A 24,547-nucleotide genomic window follows, 5' to 3' on the forward strand; every position below is an offset into this window, starting at 1 on the left:
ATGTGAGGCTCTTTGCTTTTATATATCTACCAGGCGCATGTACACAGGCATCATTGCTTATCTTTGAGCCTATGACCCGTTACATAGCTTTCCTCAGAGCCATCAATGTTGGTGGGCGCACCGTGAAAATGGAAGACCTGCGCCAGCATTTTGCAATGCCCGGCCTCAAGAACATATCTACTTATATACAGAGCGGGAATGTGATCTTCGAACACAGCAGTACCGATGTTCCAGCACTCACAGCCAAAATAGAGGCCCGCATGCTAAAGACACTAGGCTATGAAGTAAAGACATTTCTCAAAACCCCTCCCGAATTACAGGCCATAGTTGCTGATACGCCATTCAAAGACATACCCGCCGATATGGCCCAGCATGTGAGCTTTCTTTCTGCAGTGCCTGCAAAGGAGGCCGTAGAGCAGCTATTGCAGTTCCAGAATGAGAACGAGCAGTTCCACATCGTGGGTACAGATGTTTATATACTGGTAAAGAAGGGAGCATATGGCATGACGAAATTCTCCAATAATTTCTTGGAGAAAAAACTGAAAGTAGCGGCCACCACGCGCAACTGGGCCACCATCAGCAAGCTGGCTCAGATATGAGCTATACTTTTGTTTTGGTCTATTACTGAGTATATTAGCATATGCGCTTTCTCAAATGTCTACTTGTTATATTTTTTATAGGGCTGCATTATGGCCAGGCTCATGCGCAGAACAAGCAATTGAACGATAGCCTTGAACAAGTACTTAAGAATTTGCCTGCCAACGATACCATGCGTGTGCATGTACTGAATAAGCTAGGCAAGATATACCGCAGCATTGACGGCAAGAAAGCGCGTACCTATATACAGCCATCCATAGAGCTGGGGCAGAAGCTGAATTTTTACCAGGGTGTGGCCGAGGCATATAATGTGCTTGCCATGATATGCGACTATGAGGGCAATTACCCCGAGGCTGAGAGGAATTACCATGCAGCTATAGCCATGGGCACTCGTTCTCCCGATAAACTGAAGGTGGCAAAATTGTGGGATAATCTCGGGGGACTGTACAGCAGGATGAGCAAGTTCGATAGTGGACTTGCGGCCTACGACCGCTCCATGAAGATAAAAGAGATACTGGGCGATAAAAAAGGTATAGCCCTTACGCTAGATCAGGTAGCCAATGTATACAACGCACAGGGCCGTTACCCAATGGCCCTTGAGCATTACCTGCGTTCGCTGAAGATAAGGGAAGACCTGCCCGACAATAAAAAATTGCTTGGCACCAGCTACCTCCACCTTGCAATAGTATATGCGCAAATAAAGAACGATACCGAAGCGCTCAGTTACTATGCACGCGCATTGGACATACAAAAAGAAGAAAAGAATACAGAAGAGCTTCTGGCCATATACCTGAACAGGTCTTTCCTGTATGTGAACATGCAGCGCTACGAAGATGCCCTTGCTGATAACAAGGCCGCGCTGGAAATACTGAATAATAGCACCAACATAGCAGCGCTTGTGAATTGCTACAATAGTATGGGCAGCATTCATAAGGCTTTGAAGAATACCGATGAGGCTATAAAATATTATAAGCTGGCATTGCCCCTGGCTATCGAGATGGAAGACCGCTACATGATGGCCACGCTGAACAATAGCCTTGGCGAGATGGCGGCCGTGAAGAAGAATTATGCCGAAGCACTAAAATATCTGGCCACAGGCCACGAGAACGCTGTGGCCGCAGGAGTGCTGGAGTATATAAAAGAGAACTACCTGGCCTATGCCGATGTATACAATGGCATGAACGACCATCGCAATGCATATAAGTACTACAAGCTGTACAGCGAAACAAAAGATTCTATACTCAATAAGGATAATAATGAGGTGATAGCGGAAATGAAGACCCGCTACGAAACAGAGAAGAAAGAGAAAGAGATACTGCAGCTCACCAGCGCCAGGCAAAAGCAGCAATTGCTGCTGAACGAGCGCAATAGGCAACTCACCCTATTCATAGGGCTGTTCGTGATGGTGATAGGGGTAGGGGGCTGGCTTTACAACCGTAACCACCTGAAACAAAAAGCAAGGCTGGATATTGCCATAGCGAATACCGAGACAGTAAGGATGCAGACCATACTGGAGACCGAGCAGGCAGAGCGGAAGCGCATAGCCAAAGACCTGCACGACGAGTTGGGCTCGGGTATATCGCGCATAGTGCTCAGTAATGAGCAGGCGAAAAAACACATCAATGGCAATGTGTCACTGAACAATACGCTGCATAATATAGACAGGACCGTTACAGAACTGGCAGGTAATATGAACAGCCTCATATGGGCCCTGCAGGTAGAGCATGTGACACTCGATAACCTCTTTGCCAGGATGAGGGAATTCGCCAGCGACTTCTTCGACGATTCGCCCATAGAACCTGTGCTGGACCTGCAGAACATCACTGATGTGATGCCCATGAACAAGGAAGAGCTGAAAGACCTGTACCTGGTGTACAAAGAGGCGCTGAACAATGCCATGAAGTATTCCAAAGCCTCGCAGATACACATAAACGCCTCACTGAACGAGGATATGCTGCATATATCTATACAGGACAATGGCGTAGGCATGAATACCGGTAATGAGCAACGTATGGGCAATGGCATAAATAATATGCGGCACAGGGTAGAGAAACATGGCGGCCGGTTCCAGATAGCCGGTGGGCCGGGAGGCACACATATACAGATAGCTGTACCGTTCATACCGGCTACATCCCGGGCCTGAAGCCCTCATATATCATAATACATACCTGCCTTATTCTTAGTGGCCTTTGCAAAGGCATAAAAAAACTATATCAGCCTATGTACATAGTCGATACAGGTAGGTACATGTTTATGGTCAAATGTCCTAATTTTGATAGGATATCTCATTCATGAGCCTACCTTCATTATCGCTGCGACGCCCGGTTCTGGCCATTGTGCTCAACATCATCATTGTTGTATTCGGGGCTATAGGGTTCAAAACGCTGGGCGTAAGGGACTATCCGTCCATCGATCCGCCCATCATCAATGTAAAGACCACCTATGCAGGTGCCAACCCGGATGTGGTAGAATCGCAGATCACAGAGCCGCTGGAAAAATCTATAAACGGTATTGCCGGTGTAAAGAACATTTCATCGACCAGCCTGCAGGGTACCAGCAGCATCAGTGTAGAGTTCGATCTGTCTGTCGACCTGGAGGCTGCGGCCAATGATGTGCGTGATAAGGTATCGCAGGCCATAAAGAGCCTGCCACAGAACATAGATGGCCCACCTGTAGTGGCCAAATCGGATGCCAGTAGCTCGCCCATCATATCTATGACGGTACAGAGCATGACAAAGAACCCCATGCAGCTTACCGACTATGCAGAGAATGTACTGCTGGAACGTCTGCAGACCATACCGGGTGTAAGTAGCATACAGGTATGGGGGCAGAAGTCGTACGCCATGCGCCTCTGGCTCGATCCGCTGAAGATGGCTGCCTATGGTATCACTTTTTCCGATGTGCAGGCAGCGCTCGATAAGCAGAACGTAGAGCTGCCCGCGGGCAAGATATCGGGTGCAGGTACCGAGCTTGCTGTGCGTACACTGGGCAGGCTCAATAACGAGGAGGATTTCAATAACCTCATCATTCGCAATATAGACAGTACCGATATACACCTCAGCGATATAGGCGAGGCAGTGCTGGGCGCTGCCAATGAGGAAACACAGCTAAAGGAAAGTGGTGTACCTATGGTGGCGCTGGCCATCATCCCGCAGCCGGGCTCCAACTATGTTGCCATCTCCGATGAGTTCTACAAGCGTTATGAGCAGATAAAGAAAGACATCCCCGGCGACTTCAAGGTAGATATCGCAATGGATACCACTACTTTTATCAAGAAGTCTATAACAGAGGTAGAGGAAACACTGCTCATTGCCTTCCTGCTCGTTATCATCATCATATACCTCTTCTTCCGCGACTGGCTTATTGCCTTCCGCCCCCTTATCGATATCCCGGTGAGCCTTATAGGTGCGTTCTTCATCATGTACATCATGGGCTTCACCATTAATATCCTCAGCCTGCTGGCCATAGTACTTGCCACCGGCCTTGTGGTAGATGATGGTATAGTGGTAACAGAGAACATCTTCCGAAAGATAGAGCAGGGCATGAACAAGCACCGCGCCGCCAAAGAGGGTAGCGAGGAGATATACTTTGCGGTTATCTCTACTTCCATCACACTGGCTGTAGTGTTCCTGCCCATCATATTCCTGCAGGGCTTCACCGGCAGGCTCTTTCGCGAGTTCGGTATAGTGGTGGCGGGCGCCGTGCTTATATCGGCATTCGTATCACTCACCCTCACACCTGTGCTCAATGTGCTCATGACAAGGGATGTACACAAACCCTCGCGTTTCTACACTCGGTCAGAGCCCTTCTTCCTGTGGATGGAGCGCACCTACAAGAACGGCCTGGTATGGATAATGGGCCGCCGGTGGATAGCGCTTGCAGGTGTGCTGGCATGTTTCGCGCTTATATGGTTCATAGGCAAAGGTCTGCAGAGCGAGCTCGCGCCCATGGAGGACCGCAGCCGTTTCCGCCTGCAGGTCAGTGCGCCCGAAGGCACATCTTACGATGCCATGGACAACTATATGGATCAATTGGTGAATGTGCTTATGGACAGCATACCCGAGAAGAGGGTGGTGCTTTCCATTACAGCGCCCGGCTTCTCCAATGGTTCCATCAATTCGGGCATGGCCAATGTGCGCCTCTCTGAGCCCAATGAGCGTACCCGCAGTCAGGCCGATATAGTGCAGAACCTGGGCAAGGGACTGCAGAAAAAGAGCTTCGGTAAGGCATTCCCCATACAGGAGCAGACAATATCGGTGAAACGCAGCGGTAGCGCCTTTCCTGTAGCCTTCGTGTTGCAGAACATAGATTTCACCAAGCTGCAGAAGGTGTTGCCACGCTTCATGGACGAGGCCAATGCCGACAAGACCTTCCAGGGTGTGGATGTGGATCTCAAGTTCAATAAGCCGGAGCTGTCCGTAAGCATAGACCGTGCAAAGGCATCGGATATGGGCGTGTCCATCAGCGATGTATCGCAGACGTTGCAGTTCGCCCTCAGCAATGGCCGCATGGGTTACTTCACCATGAGCGGCAAGCAGTACCAGGTGATAGGCCAGGTGTTCCGTGGCGACAGGGACGAGCCTGTGGACCTCGGGCAATACTATGTGCGCACCCGCAGTGGCGAGCTCGTATCGCTGGATAACATTGTAGAGATGAAGGAGACCACAAGCCCTTCGCAGATATTCCACTACAACCGTTACAAATCGGCCACCATATCGGCCAACCTGGCCACGGGCAAGACCATAGGCGATGGTATAGATGCCATGACGGCCATCTACGAAAAGCTGGAAAAAGAAAAAGTGATAGACGATAGCTTCAGTTATGGACTGGCAGGTTCTTCGCAAGACTATGCAGAGAGTGCGTCCAATACTTCGTTCGCCTTCCTGCTGGCGCTGGCGCTCATATACCTCATACTTGCAGCCCAGTTCGATAGCTTCATCGATCCTTTCATCATTATGCTTACAGTGCCCCTTGCGCTGGCAGGCGCTGTCCTCACGCTCTGGGCATACGGGCAAACGCTCAATATCTTCTCGCAGATAGGTATGATCATGCTCATAGGCCTTGTTACCAAGAACGGTATACTGATAGTAGAGTACGCCAACAACCTGCGTGAGAAGGGGGCATCAAGGATGGATGCAGCAGTAGAGGCCGCCAGCCTGCGTATGCGCCCTATACTCATGACCAGCCTGGCCATGGTGTTCGGTGCGCTGCCCATTGCGCTGTCGCTGGGTGCAGCATCTACCAGCCGCAAGCCACTGGGCCTGGTCATAGTAGGCGGAGTCATGTTCTCGCTCGTGCTGTCGCTATTCATAGTACCGGTCATATACAGCTACCTTTCGCGCCGCAAGGTGAAGGAAGCATCTATACCCGAGGCCGATAGGCTGGGGGAATGATAGCTCACTCCGCGTTACGTTCCCGCCATTGTTCGGCCCTCATTTCGAAACGTATCTCGCCCTTGTCATATGTACCTGTCTCCTGCCAGCCTGCTGTGCGGTAGAAGGCCGCTGCACGCGTACCCGGCGATGTACTGAGCCATATGGTGGCAGCGGTCTGCGAGAAATACCAATGCAGCATGGCATCGTGCAGCCTGCGGCCTATGCCCCGGCGTTCGTAGGCCGGGTGCAGGAAGAGGGCCCATACATTGTTATGCAAAAGGTCGGCGATGGCAAAGCCCACCACATGTCCATCGGCCTCATACACCCATCCCTTACCATATTCGGTCATATAGGTCACATAGTCCGCATCGGGTACCAGCGCGGGGTCGGAGAGTACATTCTCGCGTACCGAATTGCGCACCACCTGCATTTGTGGTATGTCGGCAAGGGTAGCTTCTCTTAGTGCCATCAGGCCAGTTTTACCAGGCATCTTACATCATTTGGGTTCAGGTACATTTCCAGGCAGTAGCCGTTCGGGTCTATACGGTCGTCCTGTATCATTTGCTGAAATGTGCGGCCTATGCTCTCTACATCGGCCATGAAGTTGTGAATGTCCTTGCCCAGGTATTCGCCTTTCTTTATCACAAAGGGCGAGAACTCGCCACCCGGTATGCCGTCGGCCTCGGTCAGTTTTACCGCTGCCTTATATACCAGCGACCCCTTTCCATCCGGCCACGATATGCCGAAATAGGTACGGCCATTGCCGGGCGGATAAGTGGCATGCAGCCTGTTGTAGATATCTGCCAGTCCATCGGGGAAGGAAGTGGCAGTGAGGCAGTATATCGTAATGTCGTTCTCAAAAGTGTAAATGTTCATAGCATTATTGTTATGCTACAAAAATACCGGGCATTCGCCAGTGCGGCAAATGCCCGGTACTATGGTTTACACTCCTTATTATTTCACCACCGATAGCAGTTGCGATACGCGTATATCGCCGCTGCGCAGCATTACGGTATAAAGGCCTGCGGGCAGGTCTGCAGTAGATATGCTTATCTCCTGCATGCCTGCCATTTGTCGGGCGGGCGCTATGGCCACTCTGCGGCCCAGTGCATCATACACACATACATCCGTCACAGTGGCTTCGCCTAGTGCAAAGGATACCCTTACTTCATCGCTGGCAGGGTTGGGGTATAGCCGCATCTCTACGGGTGCTGCGTTACTTGTGCTGCTTACAGCAGCAGGCGCACCGGCCACCGGCGGGTGCGATGTGGTAGCGCTGTTCAGCACATGCCCATAGGTGGGGCTTTCAGTATTATTGTCTATCAGCAGGGCTATGCAGCGCAGCCTGTTGGGGTTCCAGTTGGCAGGTATGGTCACAGCCGGAAAGTCGTAAGAATAGAAAGAGTCGGTATGCAATGCAGAGGGCAGGCTTCCGGCTATACCATTGGGGTTCCTGTATAGGTCTTCGGGAATGCTCCATCGGGCTACAAAGCGGAACTTTATGCTGCCGGGGGCTATTATATCGGCAGAGTCGTCAAAGCTGTAGCCGCAGCCATACATTTCCAGCGCAGAGATATGGTAGGCGTTCGCCTGCTGGAACCACCAGTCCGTACCCGTCACGCCATCTTCGGTCACTATCAGTTCCAGCCTGTGGTCGCCGGTCAGTTCCATGGCGGGTTTTATGGTGGCGCGTGCTTTTAGTACGCCGCCGGTAGTGGTCTGTGTCACGCCTATGTCTGCAAAGCCGAATGTTTTCTTGTTCAGCCGCATCTCGTTGAATGTCTCGTCCAGGAGGTGCTTCTTGCGTCTGTCCAGTATCAGCGATGGGTAGCCATTCATCATATTGCGGTTGGTGAATGTGTCGTATATGCGTGTGGTAGCATTATCTTTCGCCATACCATCCTGCTCTACTTTAGAGTGTACACATACTATGCTGGCATATGCCGAATCCATCTTCCACAGCGAGTCCATATATACTATTCCCTTGGGGCACCAGCCGCACCATGTACCTGTCAGTTCCTCGGTAAAGAGTCTTTTGGTAGGCATGTGTGGTGCCGCGAACCCGGTGATGGTGGTGCGTATGGTATCGTTGGCGGGGTTGGTATCGCCGGGTGCCGCTATCCATATCTTCACATCTTTAGGACCCACAGATGGCACCACATAGGGTACCGAGAACGCCGTGAAAGATGTGACCCCGAACGAAGTACAGACCGGAGAAGTGAAGAACTGCGACATAGGCGTACCGCTGCCTATCTGCCAGTATACCGTATAGGCCGTTGCATCCGTCAGGCCGGCATTGTATATACCGCCTATGAAGGTGGCGGAATCGCCCACCCTTACATAGCTTTCTACTGTGCCCTTCTGTGGGGTTATGTAGGTAATGCCCAGGTCGGCAGCGGCTATGGGGTCGAAGATCTTTATGTTGTCGATAGCTAAGCCGAACAGGCCGCCACCATAGGCGCCCGAACCGGGCGTACTGTGATAGCAGAAACGCAGCTTGCAATTGGTAGCGCCAGTATAGGCAGACATGTCCATGAATTCCGTTGCCCATAGGCCGGTGATATCCACAGTATCCAATACGGTAAAAGAGGCGCCCCCGTTCGTCGATATCTCCACCCAGGCTATCTCATATCCCCAGAAACCCATGTGTACGCAGTCGAAAGAAAGGTGTGGGTTCGTAGCCCCTGCCATGCTGAAGGTAGTTGTGGTCAGTTGTGCTACATCGTTCCAGAATTTTTTGTTGTCATCTACTATGCAGTATGTAGTGTGGTCGGCCACCTCACCTAGTGGCCAGCGTGTGGGGCCTTTATGTGTCTCCCACCCGTCGCCCCCGCCAGAGTGGGTCTCTGTCCACCCCGTAGGCAGGCCGGGTACGGCAACGCTCTCAAAATTCTGAGAGTAGATGATGGTCTGCGCGTATGCCCTTAGCATACCGCAGGTAATGACAAGAACGAACAATAAATATTTTCTCATGTTTTTAGTTCCTCATGGTAGATACACACTTTAAGACAGTACAGAAATAGAAAATGTTTGATAGAAGCGCACATTTAATGGTAAAATGATGTGGTCGCAGTTATCGGCCGATACTTATACATTGTTGCTTATTCACCTGCGGTATATGGAAATGTTATAAAAAGTATGCTACCCTGCAAAAACGTCCATCCATCCCCAAATTCCCTTAAATTGCGTTGTTACAGAACTCTATGAACAATTACGATTGGCTGGTAGCGAGATTGGATGCATTCATACGAAAGTATTATGCCAATAAACTGATAAGGGGTGTACTCGTATTCCTTAGTTGTGTGTTGTTCTATGTGCTTATGGTCACCCTGGGCGAGTATTACCTGTACCTGCCGGTATGGGTGCGCGTAGGGCTGCTTTCGGTATTTGTGGCGCTGGGTCTTTCGGCCCTGGTGGTATGGGTAGCCATTCCGCTGGCAAAAATGGCACGCCTTGGTTCTGTTATCTCTCACGAGCAGGCCGCCGAGATCATAGGCCGGCACTTTCCCGAGGTAAGTGATAAGCTGCTGAACATTCTGCAACTGCACAGCCGCCCTGCCGACCGCGAAAGCCGCGAACTGGCCGAGGCCAGCATCAGCCAGAAGATAGGGCAGATATCTGTTGTTCCCATCTCATCGGCCATAGACCTCTCGGGCAACCGCAGGTATCTGCGTTTCCTGCTACCTCCGCTCATGGCCGGTATCTTCATACTGATAGCCGCGCCCAATGTGTTCAAAGAAAGCAGCGAGCGACTGCTGCGTCCCACTACAGAGTTCGAGCGGCCTGCGCCCTTCCGCTTCGTGGTGAAGAACAAGGACCTTACTGCTGTTCGTAACAGCGATCTCTCCATCACCATGCAGGTAGAGGGCGATGCCCTGCCTGCCGATGCATCTGTAGAGATAGGCGACGAACTGGTAGCCATGCGCCCCACAGAAGGCCATACTTTCGAATACACTTTCCGCAATGTTACCGAGGCCATGGAGTTCCGTTTTCATGCGGCAGGTTTCCGCTCCAGGCCATATGCCATACGGGTCATACAGCGGCCCGTGCTGCGCTCTTTCAGTATAGCCATACACTATCCTGCCTATCTGGACAAGAAGGACGAGGTGCGCAACAGCCTTGGCGATATGGTATTGCCTGTGGGCAGTACCGTAAGCTGGACACTACTTACCAACCATACCGATGCTGCTGCCATCCGCTTCGAGGGTAGCAATGCAGTAACACTGGGTAGCGGTACCGACAAGTATTCATATAGTTCGCGCTTCATGGGCGATAGTGCCTATACGCTTACCCTCTTCAACAATAAAGCAGCCGTTGCCGATAGCTTTACCTACCATGTACAGGTCATCCCCGACCAGTACCCTGTCATAGAGCTGCAGCAGTTCCGCGACAGCCTTAGCGGCAAGCAGATACTCCTGAGCGGATCGGCCGGAGACGATCATGGTATCTCCCGCGTACTCTTCCATTACAACATTACCGCTGGTGCCAAGACCGTAGAAAGCAAGAGCATACCGCTGAAGATCGGCTCAGGCGCGCTCGCCAGTTTCGAGCAGTACTTCGATATTCACTCGCTCAACCTTGCCGCCGGGCAGAAGGTATCCTACTACATAGAGGCATGGGACAATGATGGGGTACATGGCAGCAAGGCATCGCGCAGCGATGTGATGAGCTACCAGATGTACGATGCCGAGCAGATGGACTCTGCCATAAAGGAGAACAGCGAGCAGATAAATGCAGGCATAAGCAGCAGCGCCGAGCGTACCAAACAGTTGCAGAGCGACTACAAGGACGCCCAGAACAAAATGATGCAGAGCAGCAACATGGACTGGCAGACAGAACAGATGCTGCAGCAGATGATGGAGAAGCAGAAAGACCTGAAAACACAGGTGGAGAAGGTGAAGGAACGCTTTGAAGAACAGATACAGCAGAGCGAGCAGAAGAACTATAGCGAAGACCTGAAGGAAAAACAGCAGGAGCTGAACAAACAGCTCAATAATATGCTGAACGAGGAGCTGAAGAAGCAGATGGAGAAGCTGCAGGAGCTGATGCAGAAGCTGAACAAGGAGCAGGCCATGGAGGCCATGAAACAGCTGGAGCAGGAGAACAAGCTCTTCAGTATGGACATGGAGCGTATGCAGGAGCTGATGAAGCGCATGGAACTGCAGATGCGCATGGAAGACCTGGCCAATAAGGCCGAGGAGATAGCACAGAAGCAACGCGACCTGAAAGACCAGACCGTACAGAATAAAAAAGATGCTGCCACCCTGGCCAAGGAGCAGAAAAAGCTGCAGGAGCAACTGGAAAAGGCACTGAAGGAAGACCTGAAGGAGGCACAGCAACTGGCCAAAGAGACCAAGGAGAAAGACCGCATGGAGAACGAGGAACAGAAGGGCAAGGATGCGGCCAAGGATATGGAACAGGGCGCTCAGGACCTGGATCAGAAGCAGAACGACAAGGCAGGTAAGGAACAGGACGATGCCGCGAAGAACCTGGAAGAAATGGCCAAAAGCCTGCGCGAAAAGGCCGCAGGTATGGACATGGAGCAGATAGAGCTGGACATAAAGGCCACGCGCCAGATACTTTCTAACCTCATACGCCTTTCATTTGCGCAGGAAGACCTTATGGACAAGGTAAAGGTCACCTCCCCGGCATCGCAGGCATACCTGGAGAATATGACCGAGCAGAACAAGCTGCACCGCAATTCGAAGATGATACGCGACAGCCTGTTCGAGCTCAGTAAGCGCATAGTGAAGCTGGCGCCCAATATCAACAAATCTACCACAGACCTGGAGCGCCGTATGCAGATGGCCGTGAAGAACCTCGAGGATCGCCGCATACCCACTGCCACTACCGATCAGCAGTACGTTATGACGTACACCAACAATCTTGCACTCCTGCTCAACGAGCTTCTGGCCAACCTTATGCAGCAGCAGAGCCAGGGCAAGCAGGGTGGCTCGGCAGGTATGTGCCGCAAGCCGGGGGGCAAAAAAGGCCAGTCGGGTAGCGGGCCGCAACTGTCCGATATCATTACCCAGCAGCAGCAGCTGGGCGACGGCATGTCCAAGATGCAGAAGCCCGGCAACAAGCCCGGCGATGGCAAGGAAGGTCAGAAGGATGGTGATAAGCCGGGGCAACAGCCGGGTCAGAAACCGGGCCAGGGCAATAAGCCCGGGCAGGGACCCAACGGGCAGGGTAGTGCGGGTAGCGGCAATGGCCAGGAGGGTGATAATGGCGAATATGGCAATGCCGAACAACTGGCAAAACTGGCCCAGCAGCAGGCCGCCATACGCCGCCAGCTGGCCGAGATGGCCAGCAAGCTCAATAGCAAGGGCATGGGCGCACTGAGCAAAGAGCTGCGCGAGCTGGAGCAGAAGATGGACAAGAACGAGACCGACCTTGTGAACCGCCGCGTCAATAGCCCCGACCTCATGATACGGCAGAAGGAGATAGAGACCCGCCTGCTGGAGGCCGAAAAGGCCATACGCGAGCAGGAGCAGGACGAAAAACGTTCTTCCAAGAGCGCCGGGGACCCCAGCCGCCCCATACCGGCCGAGCTGCAGAAGTACATCACCGATAAGAAGCAGATGCTGGAACAGTACAAGACCGTTCCACCGCAGTTGCGTCCCTACTACCGCCAGATGGTAGAGCAGTATTTCCAGATCATCGGGAATAAATAAAAGCACTGGGTATAAAAGAGGCAAGGCAGCAAATGAAGAAGAGTTGCAGATGATGCGTATTTTTGCAACCGTTCAAAATATCCCTTGTTATCTTGAAAGACATTAAGTTGCACATACTGGCCATTGCGGCCCACCCCGACGACCTGGAACTTGGCTGCGGGGGAACCCTCATCAAGCATGCACAGGCCGGGCAGGCCATAGGTATAGTAGACCTTACCGAGGGCGAGCTAGGCACACGCGGCAGTGTGGCCCAGCGCTACGAAGAGGCCGCGCACGCTGCCAAAGTGATGGGTGTAGCGGTGCGCGAGAACGCCCGCATGGCCGATGGCTTCTTTGTGAACGACGAGGCCCACCAGCGCAGGCTCATAACATATATACGCCGTTTCCGGCCAGAGATAGTGATAGCCAATTCCCTCAGCGACCGCCACCCCGATCATGGCAAGGGCGGCAAGCTCATTGCCGATGCATGCTTCCTGGCCGGGCTGGCCAGGATAGAGACCATGCACGAAGGCGAGGCGCAAAAGCCATGGCGCCCCAAACGTGTCTTCCACATCATACAGGACAGAATGCTGGAGCCTACCTTCCTCGTAGACATATCAGACACCTTCGAGCAGAAGATGGAGGCCATAAAGTGCTATACCAGCCAGTTCCACGACCCCGCGTCCACAGAGCCAGCCACATATATATCTACCGGCCGTTTCCTTGACGACCTCCGCAGTCGTGATGCCCTTATGGGCAAGCGCATAGGCACCCGCTATGCCGAGGGTTTCGTATGCGAGAACATACCCGGCATAGCCAGCCTTGATGCCCTTATACTGCCCGAAATGGCCTAAAAACACTTACTTTTGCCCGCTTGTACACCAGGAAGAAACAGTACGTCTATCATTTTTTTATTTTTTTATTTTTTTATTCTGATCTTTCCCGTACCTTTGCGTTCCCAAAAATAATCGATCATGGCTCGCGTTTGTCAGGTAACAGGTAGAAAACCCGTAGTAGGACACAAAGTATCTTTCTCTAACAAGAAGGCGAAGCGCCGTTTTCTGCCCAATCTGCAGACAAAGCGTTTCTACCTGCCCGAGGAAGACCGTTGGGTAACGCTGAAGTTGACCACTGATGCTATCCGTACCATAAACAAGAACGGTCTGCTCAATACAGTGAAAGACCTCCGCGCTAACGGTGTCGCTATCTAATTTTTCAGTCAAGTAAAGTAAATAATTCTATAAAATGGCCAAGAAAGGAAACCGCGTTCAGGTAATAATGGAATGCACCGAGCATAAAGGTACCGGCATGCCCGGCACCAGCCGCTACATTACCACCAAAAACAAAAAGAACACTACTGAGCGTCTGGAGCTTAAGAAGTACAACCCCATCCTGAAGAGGGTCACAGTTCACAAAGAAATTAAATAATCTTATAAAATATTCTGATCAATGGCAAAAGCAGCTAAGACCGCGATAAAGAAAGACCCTAAGCTGGCAGCAGAAGCAAAGAACTACACCAAGGTCATAAAGGCGGTACGCAGCCCCAAGACCGGTGCATATACTTTCAAAGAGGGTATGGTGCACAAGGATAAAGTGAAAGATTTCCTTGCCAACGTAAAGTAAGCCAACCCCTGTAGGCCCGGGAACTATAATACCCAGGGACCTGTAAACATATTATCATACAGCCACTCTCACGGGTGGCTTTTTTTGCTATGGCCATTCGGCCTGCCTTTGTTATGCATACCATCGCATTGCTGTCCATACCACTAGCCATGGCGCTCACCGCCTGGTGCACGGCCTACTTCCTTTTGTGGGGTGTGCTGTACCCGCTCAGGCCGGCGCGTGTGTTCGGTATCTCCCTGCAGGGCTCCCTGCCCCGGCAGTTGCGCACATCGGCCGGGGCCATGGCCAGAGTGCTGGCCGTAGAGGTAGTGGCCGCGGCAGGCAGTATGGCCGCCTCTGCAGGCTCCACAGGTATGGCCGCCATGCGCCCGCTTATCGAAAGCCACCTCGATACCTACCTGCGTGTGCGCCTGCGCGAAAAAATGCCCGTCATAGCCTCCTTCATAGGCGATAGCACCATACTGAAGCTGAAAGAGAGCATGATAGAGGAGATAGATGTGCTGCTGCCGCAGGTGATGGCAGGCTACATATCATCTGCGGTGACCGTGCCTGCCGTACAGGACAAGATAAGGCTGGCGCTGGAAGCTACCGATGAGCAAAAACTGGAGACCCTGGCAGGTCCTGCGCTCAGGCAGGCACGCGCCCGTATACCGTGGTACTGTGCCCTTACGGCATTGGCGGCTGGTATACTCCTCTCTGCACTACTGTACTTTTTTGCCTGCTGATCCCCTTTGTCACCCGCTCACTGCTATTTGCGGTAAGAAATTTCATCTTTTTTTAACATGCATTGTGGAAAAAAGATGCGGTAAAAAACAAAAAAAATCGTAGAAAAAAGCAGTATGTATCTATTAATTATATAGCTTTGAACCTCATTAATTTATTGGCAATGATAAAAAGATCCTTACTATTAGCTGCTGCTTCGCTTTGTCTTATCCCTACAGGAAAGGCGCAGTCGCAGTTGCAACCTTGTGCTACAGACGAGATGACACATCTGAGGATGGCGGAACATCCTGAAATAGCAGACCTTGAAGCAGACTTCGAAAGGCAGATACAGGCAGCTATCAAGAAGATAGATCTCGGTATCGCTAAGAAGGGCACCGCCGATCAGAGCAATAACGAGAGCTTCTGGTACGATATTCCCATCGTTGTGCACGTTATACACGATTACAATACTTATAACACCACCACCTTCAACGGTGATTTCATACCCGACGACTTCATTTACAAAGCAGTACGAGACTGGAACATCGTATTCGCCAAGAAGAATGCCGATACTGCCGATGTTATCGCTCCATTCAAAAAATGGATAGGCAACCCCCGCATAAGGCTGCACCTCGCCACTGTCGATCCCTATGGCAACCCCACAAAGGGCATCCTGCGCAAGCGCTCTTACCTCACTTATGCAGGTGGCGATGACACCAAGTTCGAGAACTGGCCCAACAATGCTTACATGAACCTCTGGTTCATCAACAAGATGAGCGCAGACCATAGCCAGGCCGCAGCCTATGCCTACAAGCCTTCTACTGCTGCCTTCATACCATACTATGACGGCGTTATAGCCCTTGCAGGTTACATGAACAACGGCTCTAAGACCCTGCCGCATGAGCTGGGCCACGAGTTCAACCTGAGCCACACATGGGGCGATACCAACCAGCCCGATGTAGCATGTGGCGATGACAACGTGGATGATACACCGCCCACAAAAGGTCATAACACTACAGGCTGTACTGCATCAAGCATTTACGACAGCACCTGCGCTACCAACTACTTCAAGATCTACACCGATACGCTGGGCAATATACAGCTCATCAACTATCCGGATACTACCAACGCGCAGAACATAATGGATTACACCTATTGCGACAAGATGTTCACAAAGGGCCAGGTACAGCGTATGCACCTGACACTGAACAGCGATATAGCAGGCAGGAACAATCTGTGGGACTCTACCAACCTGGTGCTTACAGGTGCCATGCAGCCAATGCCAGACCTGAAGCCTACCCCCGACTTCTCGCTCACATATCCCGGCGTGGCAAGCTACCTTAGCAAGAATGCGAATTTCGCATTCCCCGATAAGGATGTGACCTTCACCAACTTCTCTTACAACGATACCGTTACCAATGTAGACTGGACATTCACTAACGGTTCTACAGTAGTTACCAAGTCTTCTATCACCAACTTCAACCAGCAGTTCTCTGTACCAGGCTGGTACGATGTGAAGATGGTGGCAAGGGGCAACAACTCTGGCGATGCAGAGCGCACATGGTCTAAAGCATTCTATGTGGCCGACCCCAACTCTACGTCTGCTGCCGGTTACATACAGGAGTTCGCAGAAGGTGGCGACCGCGATAAGTGGGCTATGTTCAACTACTTCAACAACGAATTCAAGTGGGAATATGCCAATGTAGGTGTGTATGACAACTCTTGCGTGAAGTACAAAGGCTATGACGACAGGTACAATCCTCCGTTCGCAAGGCCACTCACAGGTACCCCTAAAGGTGATTATGACGATCTGTTCTCTATACCGTTCAATGTTACCGGTATGGGCTCGTCTCCTTACCTCTACTTCCACTACTCTGGTGCTACACGTTCCAGCGCTACCGTCAACATCACCGATACCCTGCTTGTAGAGTACTCTGTGAACAAGGGCGTGAACTGGAACTCTCTGGCCAAGCTGGGCAAATCAGAGCTGTTCAACAAAGGTTCTATATACACTCCGTATACACCTACAGTTGTTACCGACTGGGTAGAGAAAGGTATAAAGCTGCCTGCTAACGCTGTTACCAACTACACTATCATCCGCTTCCGTTACAAGCCTAACGTAGGTTCTGACGGTATGAGCACCGGCAACAACTTCTTCCTGGACAGGGTGTCTATCAGCCCATTCGCGGTGAATGTGAACAATGTTGCAGCTAATACTGCCAACGTGTTGGTGCTGCCTAATCCTACACAGGGCGATGCCTATGTAGTGGTGAAGAGCGCTACTAATACTGATGCCAAAATATCGGTAACAGACATAACAGGTAAAGTGGTATACACTGCCGAGGCTGCTGTTACTGCCGGCGTAGCACAGATACAGATACCTGCATCTGCTATAGCTACCAAAGGTATGTACCTGGTACAGGTGCTTACCGGCAGCGAGACCTCTACACAGAAGCTCGTAGTGTACTAATAGCCAGCACATAAAAGAACAATGATAGCAGCGGTCGCACCACATGGTGCGACCGCTGCGTTTTTTCTTTTTGTTTCATTGCAACACCTCTATCTTTGTATAAACGCATAGCATGATAGAGGAAAGCACTCCGATGGAACAGCACAGCGACAGCTCGCTCAATATAGTATCGCTCAGGCAGGCCAATATATACCAGGGCAACAGCCTGGTACTGAACAACGTGAACCTGGAGGTAGATAAAGGTGAGTTCATTTACCTGATAGGTAAGACAGGTACCGGCAAGTCCAGCCTGCTGAAGACCCTCTATGGCGATCTGTACCTGAAGGAAGGAGAGGGCAATGTGGCAGGCTTCGACCTGAAGCAGCTCACATGGAAGAAGATACCGCTGCTGCGTCGCAACCTGGGTATCGTTTTCCAGGATTTCCGTCTTCTTACCGATCGTGATGTGTATGACAACCTGGAATTCGTGCTGAAGGCCACCGGCTGGAAAGATAAGGTGATGATGAAGGAGAAGATAGAGAACGTGCTGGCCAAGGTGGGCCTCAAGAACAAAGGCAGTAAAATGCCCTACGAGATGTCGGGCGGGGAGCAGCAGCGTGTAGATATAGCAAGGGCGCTGCTCAACAATCCCATGCTCATCCTGGCCGACGAACCTACCGGCAACCTGGACCCCGACACTACCGACGAGATCATGCAATTGCTCTTCAACATTTGCCGCGATATACAAACGGCCTTCATCATGGCCACGCACGACTATGGCATCATACAGCGCTACCCGGCCAGGGTGGTGCGCATAGAGCATGGCCATGTAAAAGAGATAAGCGCAGCAGGCGTATGACCCTTCTAAAAGCATACTACGCTACTACATACACAATGAAAAATGCCATCATAACAGTAATGTTGCTCTGCGGCCTGGTATTTGCAGGCTGCAAGAAGAAGAAAGGCGATATAGTGGCCTATGCCATGGAAGAACGTGCCCGCATAGAAAAAAAACTGAAAGAGTTCTCCATTCGCCAGGCCGATGACGTCATTTCTAAAGAAAAAGGGGCGCTCATAGGTTATTTCGACGGCGATGTGCCGCAAAAGGTAAGCAGCCAGAATTTTGGCTCGCGCAGCCGTACCTTCCGTACCTACTATTTTTCTGATGGGATGCTCATTCTTGTAGAAGAGCAGCGCTATGTGTACAATATGCCCGTTACCTATACCGAAGACGTGGCCCGTGCCCAGGGCGACAGTGTATGGTACGATGATAGCAAGACCGTGCTGGAGAAGAACTATTACTACCTGGATGATAACCAGTTGGTGAAGTGGATAGACGAGGAAGGACACGATATACCGGCGAACAATGCGGAATTCGTGCAAATGCAGCCCGAACTGCTCTCGCAGGCCATATATGCACTGAAGCAGTTGGAAGAGAAGTAATGCGCAAAAAAAATGGCACAGCGGCCGGTCATCCGGCTCTGGTGCCATGTAACATGCGTTCTTATTCGGGGGGAAACGCAAAGGGCCGGTCTACAGGGGCTTAGCAAGTGCTGCTATATAAGACGTGATCGCGGCCTTATATCTTGGGTACACGCAAAATAAAATACGTCACACAGTATCCACATCCGCTATTTTTACCCGGCAAAGAAGCTAAATTATCGTACTTTCGCACGCGGTATCACAGCCCTCTACATGTTGCAGCAAGAGACCATACAAGCCGGAGGTAACAGTAACCTTATCACTCGCATTAAGGACTACAACCAGTTGCTGAAACCCAATCTCAGCGGTATGGTAGTGTTCAGTAGTGTCATAGGCTACCTTATGGCGCCAAATATATCCTTCTCATGGGGCGATATAGGTATGTGGTTGCGGGTCATTGTGTTGTTCATAGGGGGTATGATGGTGACCGGCGGTGCCAATACCATCAACCAGATACTGGAGCGCGACAGCGACCGCCTTATGAAGCGCACCCGCACCCGCCCCCTGCCTGATGGCCGCCTCGGCGATACCGAAGCCTGGATATTCGCTACCGTCATGGGCGTTACAGGTGCCATTACCCTGGCATTTTTCTTCCATCCCCTTGCGGGTCTGCTTAGTTTCTTCTCCCTGTTGCTGTACGCCTTTGTGTATACACCCATGAAGAAGATACATCCCGTGGCCGTTTTCATAGGCGCCATACCGGGTGCATTGCCGCCACTTATTGGCTGGGTGGCAGCTACCGGCAGCATAGATGCAGGTGGCCTTGTGCTTTTCTCATTACAGTTCTTCTGGCAGTTCCCGCATTTCTGGGCCATAGCCTGGGTGGCCTTCGACGACTATGCCAATGCAGGTATACGCATGCTGCCCACGCGTGAGAAAGAATCGCGTTTCACGGCCATACAATGCATTATGTACAGCCTGGTGCTCATACCTATGGCCATGCTGCCCAATATGTTCGGTATGACGGGCAATATAGGCACCATACTATCGGTGGCATGTGGGGTCATGTACCTTGCCGCATCTATCGCTTTCTACATCCGCAACGATCACAGGTCGGCCCGCAGGGTCATGTTCGCATCTTTTATCTATTTGCCCGTAGTGCTGCTGGCATTGGTGATAGACAAGCTGTGAGCACCCGTTGGCGCGCTGTAGAACGGCATAGAAGAGAGCACGTCGCAGGAGGAGGTTCAATATGGAAATGATCAAAGAAAGACGGAAGATACATCCGCAGAAATTCATGATGTGGATAGCCATAGGCAGTATGGCCATGGCGTTCGCGGGTCTTACCAGTGGTTTCCTGGTAAGGCAGGCACAGGGCAACTGGCGCTATTATGAGCTGCCCTCCATGTTCTGGTATTCTACCGTGGCAGTGGTCATCAGCAGCATCACCATGATAATGGGTGTACGCGCCTTCAAAGAGCGCCAGATGCCCCGTTTCAGGTTGTTCATCTCTACCACGCTCGTTCTGGGTATTCTCTTCGGCCTGCTGCAATATGGCGGTTTCTACCAGCTATACCACCAGCTACAGCAGATCCGCATCAATGGCGAGACCCTCAAACAGGCCGCTCCCGTGCGTATAGACGGCAACCCCAGCGAATCTTTCCTTTTCATCATAGCAGGCCTGCACCTGGCCCATATGGCAGGGGGCGTTATAGGCCTCATTATAGTGTTTTTCAGGGCGTTCAGCACCCGTGTAAAGGTCTACAATGCCACCGGCCTGGAAATAATTGCCACTTACTGGCATTTTGTTGATATATTGTGGGTATATTTATTTGTCTTTTTTCTGGCAAATCAATAAAATTGTTTCGAAATTCGCACACGCATTCACAACTGATAATACATACACTTTCAAAGCACATTATGTCGCATTCTACAGTAGTTACTTCAGCACCTAAAGAAAATGTTTGGATAGGTGGCCGCTCGCCCTACAACGTGAGCTATGGCAAAATGATGATGTGGTTCTTCCTGTTATCGGATGCGCTCACTTTCGGAGCGTTGCTGATATCTTACGGTACCACTCGTTTCTTCAGCGCCGTATGGCCCGACCCCAACGAGGTCTTCAAGGCATTCCCATTCATGCATGGCAGTGCGCCCCTCCTCTTCGTGAGCTTGATGACCTTCATCCTCATCATGAGCTCTGTTACCATGGTGCTTGCTGTACATGCCGGTCACTATGGCGATAAAAAAGCAGTGGCCAAATGGCTCCTGTGGACCATCATAGGTGGTATATGCTTCCTTGCCTGCCAGGCCTGGGAATGGACACACCTGCATGGCGAGCTGGGTGGCCTGTGGGGTACATTCACCGATCCTAACACACCTGTTAGTTCGTTCCATCACTTCTTCAACCACCACACTGCCGGCCATGTGCTGGAAACACAACCGCTGGTGGCTATGCAGGCTACGCACAACTTCTTCAACTACTTCTTCACCATCACCGGTTTCCACGGTGGCCACGTTACATCGGGTGTTGTCTTCAACATCCTCATACTGGTGAATACCGTGAACGGTGTATACGAGCGCCGCGGCCACTACGAAATGGTAGAGAAGATAGGCCTCTACTGGCACTTTGTAGACCTCGTTTGGGTATTCGTGTTCACCTGCTTCTACCTGCTCTAACAGTAAGGGTCAATTCATAATTCATAATTCATAATTCATAATTATACAAAGAAATGTCAGCACATCATTCAGATAGCATACAGTCCCTGTACGAGGGCGATCAGTCGAAGCTCTACTCGGGTGTAATGGCGCACCACCACGGCGATATCAATTCCGCCGAAAGCAAAGCACAGATAAAGAAGATATGGAAGGTATTTTGGATACTGCTCGTTATCACCGTGGCCGAGGTGGTAGTAGGTATGTTCTTCAGTCATGCCATTGCCAAGGGTCTCGTTAACTTCTTCTTCCTTGCCCTCACCATCCTGAAGGCAGGCTATATCGTATCCATATTCATGCACCTTGGCGATGAGGTGCGTGCCTTCATCTCTACTGTGCTCATACCACTGGTACTGTTCGTATGGTTCATCATAGCCTTCCTTGCCGATGGCTTCTTCTGGCTGCGTATGAACAATTCATCACCTGCACGCGGCGATAAGGTCGAAGCAGTTCAGCATCACAAATAATGAGTACTAAAAAGAACGGTAATAAATTCATTTTCGGGTTAGCGGTGGCGTTCGTGCTACCGCTTTCTTTTTACATGATAGCCAAGCTGCTGTCGAAAGATAAGATACACCTGCCCGGCCATTACAGGGTAGAGCGTGTGAACGCTGTGGAGGAAGATGGCAAGACCTACAACGACACCATTTACCATTCCGTGGCCGACCTTTCGCTCACCAACCAACTGGGCGATAAGGTGACCCTCAATGGCACCCTCGGTGGCAGGATACTGGTGGTAGACTTCATCTTTACCAACTGTACCGGTACCTGCCCCAGGCTTACAGGCAATATCCGTATGCTGCAAAAGGCTTTCCGCCGCAACCCCAAGATGGAGAACGGGCTGGAGAACTCCGTGCATTTCCTCTCCATATCCGTCGACCCCACGCGCGATACTATAGAGGCACTGCGAGCCTATGCCGAGCGTGCAGGCGCCGATCACGACCATTGGTGGTTCCTTACCGGCGACAAGGCCGCTATATACAACTATGCCCGCAACGAGCTGGGACTGGCAGTAGGCCCCGGCGATGGTGGCGCCGAAGATTTCATACACACCGAAAAACTGGTGCTGATAGATGCCAAGCGCAACATCAGGGGCTACTACGATGGCCTCGATACCGTACAGATAAAAAAATGTGCCGACGATATAGTGCTGCTGACCATGGAAAAGGAAAAGAAACACCGTCGCTAACTATGTGACGATAGTTTTACCGTCAATAGGTACACTCTCATTAATTTCGCTTATTCATTCTTATACAATTCAGAAAGATGCTCACACCTGCGCTCAATAAGAACGACAAACAGGCCCGCTTGCTCATCATTACTTTCTCTTTCGTGGTATTTGCGGCCGTAGTGCTCCTTTCGCGCTTCAAGCTCGATGTGGACCTCGGTTTCGATGTACACATATTCGCCCTTATCAATGCTGTCATCAACTCTATAGTTTCCATACTGCTGGTAGCTGCGCTGATGGCGGTAAAAAAGAAGAACTATGTGCAGCACAAGAACATAATGATGGCGGCAATGGTGCTTTCCATCTTGTTCCTTGTATCCTATATAGCGCACCACCTGCTTGCCGGCGAGACAAAATTTGGCGGTACAGGCGCTATGAAGAGCATCTATTATTTCATACTCATCACACACATACCGCTGGCCGCTATCATACTGCCGTTCATTCTTTTCACGGCCTATCGGGGTCTTACCGGCGAATACCCCAACCACAGGAAGCTGGCCAAGTACACATGGCCACTGTGGCTCTATGTGAGCATTACGGGCGTGCTGGTGTATGTCTTCATCAGCCCATACTATGTATAGTACTATTCCGGTGATTTTCTCATGCCTATGACCTATTTTTATGGTCTTACGCTGTCTATGGATCTTCCTGCAAGGATATGTATCATGTTTTGCCTGCTGCTGGCCGGCAGGGTAGGGGCACAGTCGCCCGCTATCGACTCGCTGCAGCGCGTGGCCAAAAAGGGCAATGCTGCCGCACAGGTAGCATTGGGCGATGCCTATTTTCATGGTGCAGGTGTGCAGAAGAACTATATAGAGGCTGTGAAATGGTACCGCAAGGCTGCTGATGCAGGCGATGCCGAAGGGCAGAACGACCTGGGCTATATGTACGAGCATGGGCGAGGCGTGGAACGCAGCAATACCGAGGCCATAACCCTCTATCGCAAGAGCGCGGCACAGGGCTTTGCGCGTGGCGAATGCAACCTGGGCAATATGCACGAGAAAGGTAATGGCACCTTTGTAGACTATGCCGAGGCCATGAAGTGGTATCGCAGCGCCGCCGATAAAAAGTACGACTATGGCTACCTGAATGTGGGCAGGATGTATGAGAATGGATATGGTGTGCCTAAAGACGAGGCAGAGGCTGTGAAATGGTACCGCCTGGCATCGGATGGGGGCAATACCATGGCACAGGGCATGCTGGGCTATATGCTGGAGCAGGGCCGTGGCACAAAGGCCGATACTGCCGAAGCCCTGCTGATGTACCGTCGCGCTGCCCACAACGATGATGCCACTGCCCAGGCCAACCTGGGACGCATGTACTACTTTGGTAACCCTTACCTGAAGAAAGATGCGAAAGAGGCGGAATACTGGTTCCACAGGGCGGCAAGGGGTGGCAATGCAGGTGCACAGTATATACTGGGGCAGATGCACGAGACCGGTGTGGGCGATGTGATACCCAAAGACCTTACGGAGGCCGCAGAGCTGTATATGGCCGCCGCCAAACAGGACCATAAAGGCGCACAGGCCCGCCTGGGCAGAATGTACTACTATGGCTATGGCGTGCCGCAAGACCATGCCGAGGCCGCCCGCTGGTACAAGAAGGCCGAGGCCAGGGGCGATGCCTTTGCGGCCGGCTGCCTGGGTATAATGATGTACGAAGGGCAGGGAGTGGCAAAAGATAGCGTGAATGCCGTGCTGCTGCTGCGCAAGGCGGCGCGTGCAGGCATAAGAGATGCACAGACCTATATGGATACCCATGGTCTGAAATAAGAAGATCTGAT

Annotated in this window: 22 protein-coding genes; 19 read left to right on the forward strand and 3 right to left on the reverse strand. The window is 51.5% G+C overall.

Features of this window, described 5'->3' with window-relative positions:
* From ABD843_RS14200 to ABD843_RS14210, 3 genes are all read left to right on the forward strand, one after another.
* The coding region (locus ABD843_RS14200) for a DUF1697 domain-containing protein (RefSeq protein WP_345084440.1) at positions 1-599 on the forward strand (599 nt) is incomplete at its 5' end.
* Between the two features lie 119 nt (positions 600-718).
* Positions 719-2,740 carry a tetratricopeptide repeat-containing sensor histidine kinase gene (locus ABD843_RS14205; protein WP_345084443.1) on the forward strand — a complete coding sequence of 674 codons (2,022 nt, stop codon included), beginning with the start codon at positions 719-721 and terminating at the stop codon, positions 2,738-2,740.
* 148 nt (positions 2,741-2,888) lie between these two features.
* Positions 2,889-5,990: an efflux RND transporter permease subunit gene (locus ABD843_RS14210; protein ID WP_345084446.1), complete on the forward strand. Its 3,102-nt coding sequence runs from the start codon at positions 2,889-2,891 to the stop codon at positions 5,988-5,990.
* A 4-nt stretch (positions 5,991-5,994) separates the two neighbouring features.
* Here ABD843_RS14210 and ABD843_RS14215 read toward each other — a convergent pair whose 3' ends face one another.
* The 3 genes from ABD843_RS14215 to ABD843_RS14225 form a co-directional block, all read right to left on the reverse strand.
* Positions 5,995-6,441 (reverse strand): GNAT family N-acetyltransferase, encoded by a 447-nt coding sequence (locus ABD843_RS14215; protein WP_345084450.1) that lies wholly within the window; start codon positions 6,439-6,441, stop codon positions 5,995-5,997.
* Positions 6,441-6,848, reverse strand: a complete 408-nt coding sequence (locus ABD843_RS14220) for a hypothetical protein (RefSeq protein ID WP_345084453.1) — start codon at positions 6,846-6,848, stop codon at positions 6,441-6,443. Before ABD843_RS14220 ends, ABD843_RS14215 begins: the two co-directional genes overlap by 1 nt.
* A 78-nt stretch (positions 6,849-6,926) precedes the next feature.
* Positions 6,927-8,945: a T9SS type A sorting domain-containing protein gene (locus tag ABD843_RS14225; RefSeq protein WP_345084456.1), complete on the reverse strand. Its 2,019-nt coding sequence runs from the start codon at positions 8,943-8,945 to the stop codon at positions 6,927-6,929.
* A gap of 230 nt (positions 8,946-9,175) precedes the next feature.
* Here ABD843_RS14225 and ABD843_RS14230 point away from each other — a divergent pair, with 230 nt between their 5' ends.
* The 16 genes from ABD843_RS14230 (at position 9,176) to ABD843_RS14305 (ending at position 24,536) form a co-directional block, all read left to right on the forward strand.
* Positions 9,176-12,649 carry a hypothetical protein gene (locus ABD843_RS14230; RefSeq protein ID WP_345084458.1) on the forward strand — a complete coding sequence of 1,158 codons (3,474 nt, stop codon included), beginning with the start codon at positions 9,176-9,178 and terminating at the stop codon, positions 12,647-12,649.
* A gap of 92 nt (positions 12,650-12,741) precedes the next feature.
* The gene (gene bshB1, locus ABD843_RS14235; protein WP_345084461.1) at positions 12,742-13,482 is read left to right on the forward strand and encodes a bacillithiol biosynthesis deacetylase BshB1; all 741 of its coding nucleotides are present in this window, start codon (positions 12,742-12,744) and stop codon (positions 13,480-13,482) included.
* Positions 13,483-13,602: 120 nt separating this feature from the next.
* The gene (rpmB, locus tag ABD843_RS14240; RefSeq protein WP_345084463.1) at positions 13,603-13,839 is read left to right on the forward strand and encodes a 50S ribosomal protein L28; all 237 of its coding nucleotides are present in this window, start codon (positions 13,603-13,605) and stop codon (positions 13,837-13,839) included.
* 34 nt (positions 13,840-13,873) lie between these two features.
* Entirely contained in the window at positions 13,874-14,056 is a 183-nt protein-coding gene (rpmG, locus tag ABD843_RS14245) for a 50S ribosomal protein L33 (protein WP_345084465.1), read from the forward strand.
* Positions 14,057-14,077: 21 nt separating this feature from the next.
* Positions 14,078-14,251, forward strand: coding sequence for a DUF4295 domain-containing protein (locus ABD843_RS14250; protein ID WP_345084467.1), 174 nt, complete (start codon positions 14,078-14,080; stop codon positions 14,249-14,251).
* 113 nt (positions 14,252-14,364) lie between these two features.
* Complete coding sequence (locus ABD843_RS14255) at positions 14,365-14,976, forward strand: DUF445 domain-containing protein (RefSeq protein ID WP_345084470.1); 612 nt, start codon at positions 14,365-14,367, stop codon at positions 14,974-14,976.
* Between the two features lie 161 nt (positions 14,977-15,137).
* The gene (locus tag ABD843_RS14260) at positions 15,138-17,423 is read left to right on the forward strand and encodes a M43 family zinc metalloprotease (RefSeq protein WP_345084472.1); all 2,286 of its coding nucleotides are present in this window, start codon (positions 15,138-15,140) and stop codon (positions 17,421-17,423) included.
* Positions 17,424-17,535: 112 nt separating this feature from the next.
* Positions 17,536-18,261: a cell division ATP-binding protein FtsE gene (locus ABD843_RS14265; RefSeq protein WP_345084475.1), complete on the forward strand. Its 726-nt coding sequence runs from the start codon at positions 17,536-17,538 to the stop codon at positions 18,259-18,261.
* Positions 18,258-18,845 carry a hypothetical protein gene (locus ABD843_RS14270; protein ID WP_345084478.1) on the forward strand — a complete coding sequence of 196 codons (588 nt, stop codon included), beginning with the start codon at positions 18,258-18,260 and terminating at the stop codon, positions 18,843-18,845. The genes ABD843_RS14265 and ABD843_RS14270 overlap by 4 nt, the downstream gene beginning before the upstream one ends.
* Before the next feature lie 252 nt (positions 18,846-19,097).
* Entirely contained in the window at positions 19,098-20,015 is a 918-nt protein-coding gene (cyoE, locus tag ABD843_RS14275) for a heme o synthase (protein ID WP_345084481.1), read from the forward strand.
* Positions 20,016-20,082: 67 nt separating this feature from the next.
* Entirely contained in the window at positions 20,083-20,682 is a 600-nt protein-coding gene (locus tag ABD843_RS14280) for a cytochrome c oxidase subunit 3 (RefSeq protein ID WP_345084483.1), read from the forward strand.
* The gene (locus tag ABD843_RS14285; RefSeq protein WP_345084486.1) at positions 20,643-21,500 is read left to right on the forward strand and encodes a cytochrome c oxidase subunit 3; all 858 of its coding nucleotides are present in this window, start codon (positions 20,643-20,645) and stop codon (positions 21,498-21,500) included. Before ABD843_RS14280 ends, ABD843_RS14285 begins: the two co-directional genes overlap by 40 nt.
* A 53-nt stretch (positions 21,501-21,553) precedes the next feature.
* Positions 21,554-22,003, forward strand: a complete 450-nt coding sequence (locus tag ABD843_RS14290) for a cytochrome C oxidase subunit IV family protein (protein WP_345084489.1) — start codon at positions 21,554-21,556, stop codon at positions 22,001-22,003.
* Entirely contained in the window at positions 22,003-22,725 is a 723-nt protein-coding gene (locus ABD843_RS14295; protein ID WP_345084492.1) for an SCO family protein, read from the forward strand. Before ABD843_RS14290 ends, ABD843_RS14295 begins: the two co-directional genes overlap by 1 nt.
* A gap of 77 nt (positions 22,726-22,802) precedes the next feature.
* Positions 22,803-23,345 carry a DUF420 domain-containing protein gene (locus ABD843_RS14300; protein ID WP_345084494.1) on the forward strand — a complete coding sequence of 181 codons (543 nt, stop codon included), beginning with the start codon at positions 22,803-22,805 and terminating at the stop codon, positions 23,343-23,345.
* 27 nt (positions 23,346-23,372) lie between these two features.
* A complete protein-coding gene (locus ABD843_RS14305; RefSeq protein ID WP_345084497.1) occupies positions 23,373-24,536 on the forward strand; it encodes a tetratricopeptide repeat protein in 1,164 nt (387 codons plus the stop codon).
* The last annotated feature ends 11 nt before the right edge of the window (positions 24,537-24,547 follow it).

The organism is Nemorincola caseinilytica, from assembly GCF_039540515.1.
Taxonomy (GTDB): domain Bacteria; phylum Bacteroidota; class Bacteroidia; order Chitinophagales; family Chitinophagaceae; genus Nemorincola; species Nemorincola caseinilytica.

What these genes read in the sequence shown, in the direction of transcription:
- ABD843_RS14225 (WP_345084456.1), bottom strand. Translation starts at nt 8,945, where the DNA reads ATGAGAAAATATTTATTGTTCGTTCTTGTCATTACCTGCGGTATGCTA.
- ABD843_RS14250 (WP_345084467.1), top strand. Translation starts at nt 14,078, where the DNA reads ATGGCAAAAGCAGCTAAGACCGCGATAAAGAAAGACCCTAAGCTGGCA.
- ABD843_RS14230 (WP_345084458.1), top strand. Translation starts at nt 9,176, where the DNA reads ATGAACAATTACGATTGGCTGGTAGCGAGATTGGATGCATTCATACGA.
- ABD843_RS14255 (WP_345084470.1), top strand. Translation starts at nt 14,365, where the DNA reads ATGCATACCATCGCATTGCTGTCCATACCACTAGCCATGGCGCTCACC.
- ABD843_RS14290 (WP_345084489.1), top strand. Translation starts at nt 21,554, where the DNA reads ATGTCAGCACATCATTCAGATAGCATACAGTCCCTGTACGAGGGCGAT.
- rpmB (WP_345084463.1), top strand. Translation starts at nt 13,603, where the DNA reads ATGGCTCGCGTTTGTCAGGTAACAGGTAGAAAACCCGTAGTAGGACAC.
- ABD843_RS14260 (WP_345084472.1), top strand. Translation starts at nt 15,138, where the DNA reads ATGATAAAAAGATCCTTACTATTAGCTGCTGCTTCGCTTTGTCTTATC.
- ABD843_RS14270 (WP_345084478.1), top strand. Translation starts at nt 18,258, where the DNA reads ATGACCCTTCTAAAAGCATACTACGCTACTACATACACAATGAAAAAT.
- ABD843_RS14300 (WP_345084494.1), top strand. Translation starts at nt 22,803, where the DNA reads ATGCTCACACCTGCGCTCAATAAGAACGACAAACAGGCCCGCTTGCTC.
- ABD843_RS14305 (WP_345084497.1), top strand. Translation starts at nt 23,373, where the DNA reads ATGACCTATTTTTATGGTCTTACGCTGTCTATGGATCTTCCTGCAAGG.
- ABD843_RS14295 (WP_345084492.1), top strand. Translation starts at nt 22,003, where the DNA reads ATGAGTACTAAAAAGAACGGTAATAAATTCATTTTCGGGTTAGCGGTG.
- rpmG (WP_345084465.1), top strand. Translation starts at nt 13,874, where the DNA reads ATGGCCAAGAAAGGAAACCGCGTTCAGGTAATAATGGAATGCACCGAG.
- ABD843_RS14220 (WP_345084453.1), bottom strand. Translation starts at nt 6,848, where the DNA reads ATGAACATTTACACTTTTGAGAACGACATTACGATATACTGCCTCACT.
- ABD843_RS14210 (WP_345084446.1), top strand. Translation starts at nt 2,889, where the DNA reads ATGAGCCTACCTTCATTATCGCTGCGACGCCCGGTTCTGGCCATTGTG.
- ABD843_RS14265 (WP_345084475.1), top strand. Translation starts at nt 17,536, where the DNA reads ATGATAGAGGAAAGCACTCCGATGGAACAGCACAGCGACAGCTCGCTC.
- ABD843_RS14215 (WP_345084450.1), bottom strand. Translation starts at nt 6,441, where the DNA reads ATGGCACTAAGAGAAGCTACCCTTGCCGACATACCACAAATGCAGGTG.
- ABD843_RS14280 (WP_345084483.1), top strand. Translation starts at nt 20,083, where the DNA reads ATGATCAAAGAAAGACGGAAGATACATCCGCAGAAATTCATGATGTGG.
- cyoE (WP_345084481.1), top strand. Translation starts at nt 19,098, where the DNA reads ATGTTGCAGCAAGAGACCATACAAGCCGGAGGTAACAGTAACCTTATC.